At 71.4% G+C, this 10,246-nt stretch carries 5 protein-coding genes; 1 reads left to right on the top strand and 4 read right to left on the bottom strand.

The features are described from left to right. Position 1 precedes the first annotated feature (1 nt). From AB0I29_RS23165 to AB0I29_RS23180, 4 genes are all read right to left on the bottom strand, one after another. Positions 2–1,639, bottom strand: a complete 1,638-nt coding sequence (locus AB0I29_RS23165; RefSeq protein ID WP_285105770.1) for an ABC transporter substrate-binding protein — start codon at positions 1,637–1,639, stop codon at positions 2–4. 174 nt (positions 1,640–1,813) lie between these two features. Then, a complete protein-coding gene (locus tag AB0I29_RS23170; protein ID WP_357486169.1) occupies positions 1,814–5,974 on the bottom strand; it encodes an endo-1,4-beta-xylanase in 4,161 nt (1,386 codons plus the stop codon). A 275-nt stretch (positions 5,975–6,249) separates the two neighbouring features. Continuing rightward, entirely contained in the window at positions 6,250–6,927 is a 678-nt protein-coding gene (locus AB0I29_RS23175; protein ID WP_357486171.1) for an ABC transporter ATP-binding protein, read from the bottom strand. 106 nt (positions 6,928–7,033) lie between these two features. After that, complete coding sequence (locus tag AB0I29_RS23180) at positions 7,034–8,554, bottom strand: ABC transporter permease (protein ID WP_357486173.1); 1,521 nt, start codon at positions 8,552–8,554, stop codon at positions 7,034–7,036. A gap of 290 nt (positions 8,555–8,844) precedes the next feature. On the opposite strand from AB0I29_RS23180, the gene eno reads away from it, so the two are divergent. Further along, positions 8,845–10,125, top strand: a complete 1,281-nt coding sequence (gene eno, locus AB0I29_RS23185; RefSeq protein WP_285105775.1) for a phosphopyruvate hydratase — start codon at positions 8,845–8,847, stop codon at positions 10,123–10,125. Positions 10,126–10,246: the final 121 nt, after the last annotated feature.

Here is a 10,246-nt window from a genome sequence, read left to right on the forward strand (position 1 = left end):
GTTACGCCGTGACCTCGATCTTGCGGAGGATCGGCGCGCCCGAGAACGGGTTGAGGATCACGTTGTCCAGCCGGTCGCTGTAGTAGGTGGCGCTGAAGCTCCAGCGGAACGGGATGGTCGGGAACTCCTCGGCGAGGATGGCCTCGGCCTCCTGGTAGAGCGCCACCGACTCGTCGAGCGACGGCGCGGCCGCCGCCTCGTCCAGCTTGGCCTCGAAGTCCTCGCTGTACCAGCCCCAGTGCCCGGCGCCGGGCTCGCCCGAGGCGTAGAAGCTGAGGTAGTTCTCGTTCAGCGGGTAGTCCGGGAACCAGTTGTTCCGGAACATGCCGTCGAAGCCCTGCGCCGCACGGGTCGAGAAGTAGTCGTCGCTCGACACGATGTTGAGCTCGTACGGGATGCCCAGCACCTCCTCGATCGAGTTGCCGATGGCGGTGAAGTACTCCACCTCGGCGTCGTCGTCACCCAGGCTGATCTGCAGCTTCTCGCCCTCGGGCCAGCCGCCGGCCTTCTCGAGCGCCGCCTTGGCCGCCTCGGGGTCGAACACGCACCACTCGCACGTGCCGGCCTCGCCGCCGGGCACGCCGCCCGGGACCACCCAGGAGTCGGCGGGCGTGGCCTGACCGCTGCCCAGCGAGGAGATGATGCCCTCGCGGTCGATCGCCATCGAGATCGCCTTGCGGAACTCGATGTCGTTCCACGGGCCCTCGGTGTAGCCGGAGAAGCCGAGGTACGTGAGGGAGGCGCCGGGACGCTCGACGTAGCGCTCGGAGAGCTCCGGGTCGTTCTTCGCGGACTCGACCTCGGCGGTCGGCGGGTACGACAGGTCGAGGTCGCCGGCCTTGAAGTCAGCCCACCCGGCGGTCTCGCCCGCCGCGTACTCGGTCCAGTGGATGGCGTCGTAGTCCGGCGTCTCGTCGAGCGGGTAGTCCGCCCACTTCTCGACGGTGAGCTCCTGGCTCTGCTGCCAGTCGGTCACCTGGAAGGGGCCGTTGCCGATCGGCTCGAGCGCGCACTTCTCGACGTCGTCGAGGCACTCCTGCGCGATCGGGAAGAAGCCGGTGTAGCCGAGCATCGTCGCGAAGCCGGCGAACGGCGAGCTGAGGGTGACCTCGAGCGTCAGGTCGTCGGTGACCTTCAGCCCGGACAGCTCGTCGGCGGCGCCCTCGGCGGTGATGTTGCCGTCGTCGTCGGTCGTGGGCTGCATCTCGTCGTAGCCCTCGAAGATGCCGAAGAAGTAGTTGGAGTACAGACCGTTGTCGCCGTCGGCCGTGTAGTTCCAGGAGCGGGCGAACGCCTCGGCGTCGACGGGCTCGCCGTTCTGGAACGTGAGGTCCGGCTTGATCTTGATGGTCCAGACGGTGTTGTCGTCGTTGGGCTCGATGGACTCGGCCACGTAGTTGTACGGCTCGGTGGTCTCCGGGTCGTACCGGACCAGACCGTCGTAGACAACGTCGAGGACGCTGATGTTGTCGTAGGCCCCGGCGTCGCCGGGGAACAACGTCTCCATGTCCTGGCTGATCCAGGTCTCCAGGGTGACCGGCCCGTCGGCCTCGACGGTGTCGCTCGGGGTACACCCGGCCACGGTCAGGGCCACCACGGCCGCCCCCGCGGCCAAGGTGGTGATGCGTGCTTGCCTCACTGATTGCCTCCCCAGTTCGTCTCCCCGGTCAACTGGCGGGGAGGTTTGGACCATATCGCCACGGAAGTGGGGCCGCCTGGAAAGTCGTGTTAACCGTCTGTAACGATTCGTCAGGTCTCCTTCCTTGCGAGCGGCCAGCGCTCACGCGGAAGGAGACCCGACGAACGGCGGGCGTCAGCAGGCGCCGAGGTCCCGCCACGGACCCCACGGCGTGGCCGAGGGCTCCTGGTTCCGGCTGTACCACTGGGCGGTCCAGCGGTGGCCGTCGTGCACCACCGACTCGCCGCCGTCGTACACCCAGGTGGACGTCCAGGCCGGGTACGTGCCGCCGGCGCAGGCCTGCGGAGCGCCCACCTCGGCCCACGGTCCCCACGGCGTGGCGCCCGGGGCCTGACCGCGTGTCCACCACAGCGCGGTGAACACCGCGCCGTCGTGGCTCACCTGGTCGCCCGCCGTGTACACGGCGCTCGCGGACCAGGCCGGGGCCGCCGGTGCCGCCGGCTCGACGAGACGTCCCACGCCCCAGCGGGCGGTGGACTGGTAGCCCGTGCCCGTGGGGTCGGCCCAGTTGCGGACGGCGGTCCGCGCGCCGCCGGTCGCGTCGTTGACCTGGAAGTCCAGACCGTGGAACGTGCCCGGGCCGCCGTAGGACAGCAGGTCGACCGACGCCTCGACGCGGTACCCGCCGTCCGTCGCCGTGGCGGCGCTGGACACGCGGGCGCGCTGTGCCGCCTCGTCCCCGGTCCCGAACGACACGGCGCCCAGCGCGGAGACGCGGATCTGCGTGTCGTCGGCCCGGTAGCCGCCGTTCTTCGCGTTGCCGCCGTCCACGTAGATCTCCACCGAGTCCTGGATCCACGGGTCCGAGCCGGAGACGTCGACCACGGGGTCGGCGACGTCCGCCAGGACGTACAGCGTGCCGTCCCTCCACAGGGTGCGGACGGTCGCGACGGCGCCGCCCGCACCCTCGACCTGCTTGGTGGTGGTCACCGCGGGACCCGCCGTGTCCCACACGCCGTCCACGTCGCCGTCGACCACCGGTGCCTGCGCGGCCTCGGCGACCTCCAGGTACGACAGCTCCTCGACCAGCGTGAGCGTGCCCGCGGCACCCGGCGAGTTCCACGCGGTGGTCTCGTCGCCGCTGGTCACCCGGGCGTCGAACGTGGCGGTCGCACCTTCGGCGAGGGTCGCGGGCAGGTGCACGACGACGTCGTAGCCGCCCTCCCGCTCGCTCACCTCCGCGTCCGCGCCGTCGCCCGTCACGGACCCGTCCCGGCCCACCACGTACTCGGCGTCGTCGAGCACCAGGGTGACGGCGTCACCGGCGTCCGCCGCGGCGTCGTCCACCGCGACGAACGCCGTCAGGTGGTCGGCCGCCCAGCGGAGCTGGAAGGCGACCGCGCCGCCGTCCGGTGCGTCGAACGTGTGCCGCGGCAGGCGGTCCCACTGCGGGGACGCCGCGGCCGAACCGTCCAGCGGCACGTCCCCCGCGAACACGTTCGCCGTGCGCAGGCGGGCCGGCAGCTCCGCCCCGGCCGCGCCGTAGTAGGCGGGCTTTGCCTGGAACCGGTCGTCGAAGAGCAGCGGCGCGCCGCTGTCGACCCGCCACGACCGGCCGTCGGTCAGGCCCCACGCGGTCACGCTGAACAGGTCCTCGGCGTGCGCGCGGAACACGTCGAACGCGTCGCGGTAGTAGTAGCCCTGGTCCACCAGCCGGGCCTGGCTGACCGGCGTCCCCGTGGTGACGTCCAGCTCCGTGACCGCCTGCGTGACCGGCAGGTCCGCGAACCGCTCGATCGCGCCCTCCAGCGCGCTGACCGGCATGGCGAGCGACACGTGGAACTGGTGCCCCACGCCGTCCACCGGCACGCCGCGCTCCAGCAGCCGGTCCACCAGCGCGCGGTACCGGTCCTGCTTGCCGCCCTGCTCCGTGTTGTAGTCGTTGATGAACAGGGTCACCGGCCGCTCGGCCACCGTGTCCGACGGCGGGGCGGCGTACGTCTCGTTGAACGCCTCGTCCGCGTACTCGAACGCGAGGTCGATGTACTCCTCGCCCAGGATGCGGAACCACTCGCTGCGGCGCAGGCCGTCCGGGTTCTCCGCGCCGTCCGAGACCACCTCGTTGACCACGTCGAACGCGACGAGCGGGTTCGTGTCCGAGCCGAAGAGCCCGTAGTCGTCGCTCAGGTTCTCCGCGATGCCGAAGACGTGGGCGCGCAGGCGCTCGCGGAGCACCGCCCGGCCCGCCTCGTCGGCCGCGAGCGGTTCGCCGGCGTCGTCCTGGAAGAACCAGTCCGGCGTCTGGCTGTGCCACACCAGCACGTGGCCGTAGACCCGCAGGTCGTCCTCCTGCGCGAAGTCCATGAGTGCCGTCGCCTCGGGGTGCCGGCGCAGCGTGCCGTCGGCGTCGTACCAGGCCTCGGGCTTCATGTGGTTCTCGGGCGTGATCTGGCCGAAGTGCCTCCTCAGCAGCTGCGCGGCCGCCCCCGACGTCTCGCGGCTGTCGATCGCGACGCCGACCGGGAAGCCGACCGTCTCCTGCAGGCCGGTCAGGTCCTCGATCAGCGGCGGCTCCGGGACGGAGACCACGATGTCGTCGATCAGCCAGTCGCTGGTGTTGCCGCCGTTGTACGCCGTCTCGAAGTAGAGCAGCGCGTTGTCGTGGTCCGGCATGGTGAACGTGGCGGTCACCTCGGTCCAGCCGCTGCTGGTCAGGCCCGTGAACTGGCCGAGCGTCGAGAACGTCTGGGTGCCGTCCACGGTGCTGGCCAGGCTCAGCCAGACGTCGCCCGGCGTCTGCCCCACGGGGAAGCGCACCCAGGCGGAGACGTCGTAGGTGACGCCGGCCCGCAGCACGCCGGTGACGTCCCGGCCGATGCCGTCGCCCGTGGCGTCGCGGCCGGTGAGCGCGGCCGCCCAGGTGCCCCCGTGCGCGTCGGCGTCCGTGACCGCGAGCGTGAAGTCGGAGGCGTCGGTGCCGTTGCGCGGCGCCCACCCGCCGAGGGTGCCGTCCTCGAAGCCGGTGCCGAGCACCGTGCCCGACGCCGGGGGCGTGCCCTGCGGGAACGTGAACTCCCAGCCGTCGGCGAGGCGCTCGCCGACGACCGTCCGCACCGCGGCGAGCGTGCCGGACCGGTTGCCGCCGCCGTCGTGCGTCAGGACCAGCTCGCCCGGGACCATGGCGGTGCGCAGGTTGGCGGTGAGGGTCGGGACGTCCTGGGTCTCCCAGTCGGCGATCGTGTTGCGGACGGCGAGCGGCTGCATGCCCAGCTCGACCGCGACGCCGGGCGTGACGCCCCAGGAGCCGTTCGGGGCGCGCCAGAAGGGGACCTTCTGGTTCGGGTCGCCCAGTGCGTCGCGGATGATCCCCAGGTTCGCGACCAGGTCGGCGCGCACCTGCTCCTGCGTCCAGGAGCCCATGTCGGCGTACGACGTCGAGTGGTTGCACAGGACGTGGCCCTCGGCGACGATCCGGCGCAGCAGCGCGGCGCCGCCGTCGGCCTGGATGTTCTGCCCGATCACGCAGAAGACGGCCTTGAGGTCGTGCTCCGCGAGGAAGTCCAGCAGGGCGGGGGTGGTGCCGGGGTTCGGGCCGTCGTCGAGGGTCAGGGCGGACACGTCACCGCTGCCCTCGGCCGCGTGGACGGGAGTGGGTACGGGATCGATCGCGCCGCCGGGCACGACGTCGTCCGGGGGAACCGTGTCGGCGGTGGTCACCATGATGTCGTCCACAAGGATGGTGTAGGGGGCGTCCTGGTCGGTGCTGCCGAGGTAGGCCTGCAGCTCGGCCGGGTCGGCGTCGGCGTCGGCGGTGTACGTCCCGGTCACCGTGGTCCACCCGGTGCCGACCGTGGTGTTCCCGACCCAGGTGTAGGCCGGCTTCACGACGAACCGGACGCCGGTGCTGGTGGGGGCGGGCGGGTCGGTGGGTTCCGCCGGCTCGGCGAGGCGGGCGCGCATGCTGAACGTGTAGGTGAGGCCGGGGCGGAAGATCCCGGTGGGGGACTGGATGCCCTCGTAGTCGGCGTCCCGGGTGATCGCGAGCACGCTGCCCGCGCCGTCGGGGTCCGCGACGACGTCGAGGCCCGCGCCGCCGCTGGGGGTCCAGGTGCCGGTGGTGCCGTCCTCGAAGTCGACGGCGGTGACGACGGTGGCGGCGTTCGCGGCCTCGGCGGGTGCTGTCGCGGCCGTGGTGGCGGGCGCGGCGATCAGGGCGCCGGCGGCGACGAGCGCTGCGGCGCCGAGGCCGGCGGCCGAGCGGTGTGCGAAACGGCGTGTGAAACGATTTCTGCCGGGCGAGCGATCTCGGGCGATGAAACGATTTCGACGAGGCATGCTGCGCTCCCTTGCGCGTGTCTCCGGTGGGGCGAACGCCGGAGCGACGGTGCCGCGGCGAACGTAGGGGCAGCGTAGCCAGCCTGCCCGGACGCCGTCGAGACCTGACCGAACAGATCAGCCGACCGCTGAGGTGGACACATGCCCAAGGCGCCACGCCCACGAGATCGGCACCTTGTTTCGAGATCGGCACAGGCCTGTGCCGATCTCGATGCAAGGTGCCGACTCGCTGAGGGAACTGCCGACCTCGCTGAGGGGACTGCCGACCCGGGGCGTCAGGCCGCCGTCAGGTCCTTGACCGCGCCCTTGGCGATGCGCAGGCGGCGCGGCGTGCGCTGTGCGACCACCGAGTCGTGCGTGACCAGCACGATCGTCAGCCCCTGGTCCTTCCACAGGCCCACGATGAGGTCGACGATCTCGTCGCGGGTCTCCTCGTCGAGGTTGCCGGTGGGCTCGTCCGCCAGCAGCACCTTCGGGTTCTTCACCAGCGCCCGTGCGATCGCGACGCGCTGCTGCTGCCCGCCCGAGAGCTCGCCCGGGAGGTGGTCCCCGCGGTCGCCGAGCCCGACGGACTCCAGCGCGGCCAGCGCCCGCGCCGTCCTGGTCTGCCGCGGGATCCTGGCCGGCACGAGCGCCGTCTCCACGTTCTCCAGCGCGGTGAGCGTGGGGATGAGGTTGAAGTTCTGGAACACGAAGCCGATGGTCTCGGCCCGCGCGGCGGTGAGCTGCGCGTCGCTCATCCCGGCGAGGTCGGTCCCGTCGAGCTTGACGGTGCCCGACGTCGGCCGGTCGAGCCCGCCGAGCATCTGCAGCAGCGTGGACTTGCCGCCGCCGGTCGGTCCCTGGACGGCGACCAGCTCGCCGTCGCCGATGGTCAGGGAGACCCCCTTGAGCGCGCGCACCACGCGCTTGCCCTGCTGGTACGTCTTGGTCAGGTCGTCGATCTGATACATGGGTAGACCTTTCAGTTCACGCTCTGCTTGGTGTCGCGTGAGCCAGCGGCTCCGCTGCGGGCGCGTGCCTCGTTCCTCGGCCCGCACCCTGCGCTGCGCCTCCGGCTCACGCGAGGGAACGAAGGGCTTCGACCGGGCGCAGGCGCGCGGCGCGCTGTCCGCCGACCACACCCGCGATCAGCCCGCCCAGCACGGCGAGGCCGACGGCGGCCAGCACGATCCACAGGCTGACCGGGGCCTGGAGGGCGACGTCGACGGCGCTGCTCGCGGCGTCGGCCAGACCGCCCGGACGCGCCCCGCCGAAGCCGCCGGTCGCCCCGGCCTGCCCGCCGGCGTCCTGCATCGCGCCGGCGGGGCCGCCGCCCGGGCCGCCCATCGTGAAGCCGCCGCCCGAGGTGCCGCCGCTGAGCGTGATGCCCGCCAGGTTCACGGCCCACACGGCCAGTGTGCCGATCGCGAGGCCGGCCACACCGCCGATCAGGCCCTGCACCACGGACTCGCCGGCCACCTGGCCCACCACGCGGCCCTTGCTCCAGCCGATCGCCTTGAGGGTGCCGAGCTCGCGCGTCCGCCGGTTCACGCCGGAGACGGTGAACAGGATCGCGAGGCCGAAGGCCGCCGCCAGCACGATGACGCTCAGCCAGGTGCCGAGCGTGCCGATCAGGTTGGACGCCGTCGAGAGGGACCCGGTGACGTTCTCCGCGAGGTCGGACTGGGTGCTCACCGAGGCGTCGGGGAGCTCGGTCTCGATCGCGGCCGCCACGGCGTCCACGTTCTCGGCCGAGTCGACCTGCACGTAGACGTCGGTGACCTGGTCGGCGAGGTCCGCGAGGGTCTGGGCCGTGGCGAGCGGCACGTAGACGTCCGACGCCGTCGCGACGTCGTCGCCCGTCGTGGAGGTGACGGTGCCGACGATCTCCAGCTTCTCGCCGCCGGTGGTGATGGTGTCGCCGACGGCGAGCTCCTGCTGCTCGGCGTACGTGGCGTCCAGGACGGCGACGTTCTCGTCGCCCGTCTCCAGCGTCCGGCCGTCGGCCACCGTGGCGGTGGTCAGCGGCCCGACGGCGGTGGCGTCCGGGTCCACGCCCGTGACCGAGAACTGCTCGATCTCGAAGGACGACCCGCCGGCTGTCCCCTCGCCGCTGCCGTCCGGCCCCATCTGCATGGTGACCGGGCCGTCACCCTCCTGCATCGCCTCGAAGTCCGGCATCTCGCCGGAGAAGGACATGTTCTGCAGGTCGAGGGTCGCGGCGACGCCGGACACGTGGTCCAGCCCGGAGACGGACTCCAGGGCGGAGGCGTCGAACGACGTCGAGCCCATGGCCGTGCTGAGGCGGTCCTGCGCGAGGCTGCGGGTGCCGTCCTCGCTCGCCTCGCCCTCGCCCTCGCCGAAGTCGAAGCGGCCCGGGCCGCCGCCCTCGCCCGGCCCCTCGCTCGCCTGGGTGACGGTGATGTCGGTACCCACGCCGTAGACGGACTCGAGCACCTCGGACTGGGCGTTCCTGACGCCGGTCGAGACCGCGTTGACGACGATGACCAGCGCGATCGCGACCGCGAGACCGATCGCGACCACCACCGTCTGCTTGCGTCGGTTGCGCAGCTCTCTGCGCAGATAGGTGAAGAACATGGGCTCCTGCCTCGGGTCCTGAGGTACGTGCGGGGACGTTGGTGTCCGCGCAGACCGCCACGCGGGCTGTGGCGCCACGCCGAAGGGGAGGGGGCGAGCGGCGTGCGGGTCGCACCGCGGGCGGTCTGCGCCGGACGATCGGGACGCTAGGCAGGCACGCTGTGGTGGCGCTGTCGCAAACCTGTGGTGGCGCTGTGAACCGCGGCCCGGTGGACGGTTCCGCGGCCCCTCGCCCGACGTCCTAGGCTGGGGGCCGTAACCTCCGAGCAACATCCTTAGAAGGAGACCCCGTGGCTAGCATCGAAGCCGTTGGAGCACGCGAGATCCTCGACTCGCGCGGCAACCCCACCGTGGAGGTGGAGATCGTTCTCGACGACAACACCTTCGCCCGTGCGGCGGTCCCGTCCGGCGCCTCGACCGGCGCGTTCGAGGCCGTCGAGCTGCGTGACGGCGACAAGGGCCGTTACCTGGGCAAGGGCGTCGAGAAGGCGGTCGCGGCCGTCAACGACGAGATCGCCCCCGAGCTCATCGGGTACGACGCCGAGGAGCAGCGCATCATCGACCAGGCCCTCCTGGACCTCGACGGCACGCCGAACAAGGGCAAGCTGGGCGCCAACGCGATCCTGGGCGTCTCGCTCGCCGTCGCGAAGGCCGCCGCCAAGAGCTCGGGTCTGGACCTGTTCCGCTACGTGGGCGGCCCGAACGCGCACGTCCTGCCCGTCCCGATGATGAACATCCTCAACGGCGGGTCCCACGCGGACTCGAACGTGGACATCCAGGAGTTCATGGTCGCCCCGATCGGCGCCCCGACGTTCCGCGAGGCGCTGCGCACCGGCACCGAGGTGTACCACTCCCTCAAGTCCGTGCTGAAGGAGAAGGGCCTGGCCACCGGCCTGGGCGACGAGGGCGGCTTCGCGCCGAACCTCGGCAGCAACCGTGAGGCGCTCGACCTGATCCTCGTCGCCATCGAGCGCGCGGGCCTCAAGCCGGGCACCGACGTGGGCCTCGCGCTCGACGTCGCCTCGACCGAGTTCTTCTCGGACGGCGTGTACGCGTTCGAGGGCGGCAAGAAGACGCCGGACGAGATGATCGCGTACTACGAGCAGCTCGTGGCCGACTACCCGCTGGTCTCGATCGAGGACCCGCTGTCCGAGGACGAGTGGGACTCCTGGTCCGCCCTCATGGGCAAGGTCGGCGACAAGGTGCAGATCGTGGGCGACGACCTGTTCGTCACCAACCCGGAGCGTCTCGCCAAGGGCATCGAGCTCAAGTCGGCGAACTCGCTGCTGGTCAAGCTCAACCAGATCGGCACGCTCACCGAGACGCTCGACGCCGTGACGCTGGCCCAGCGCAACGGCTTCACCACGATGACCTCGCACCGCTCCGGCGAGACCGAGGACACCACCATCGCGGACCTGTCCGTGGCGACCAACGCCGGCCAGATCAAGACCGGTGCCCCCGCCCGTGGCGAGCGCATCAACAAGTACAACCAGCTCCTCCGCATCGAGGAGGCGCTCGACGAGGCCGGCACCTACGCCGGCCGGTCGGCGTTCCCGCGCTTCCAGGGCTGAGCTGGTCCGCCCGCACTGAGCTGTCAGACACGCGCTGCCGTGTCAGACGTACAGGTCACCGGAGTGATAATTTAATCATAAACGAGCAATCGGGTGTGAGAGCGATTGTGTTAAAAGGGAT

This window comes from Promicromonospora sp. NPDC050262 (assembly GCF_040655935.1).
Taxonomy (GTDB): domain Bacteria; phylum Actinomycetota; class Actinomycetes; order Actinomycetales; family Cellulomonadaceae; genus Promicromonospora.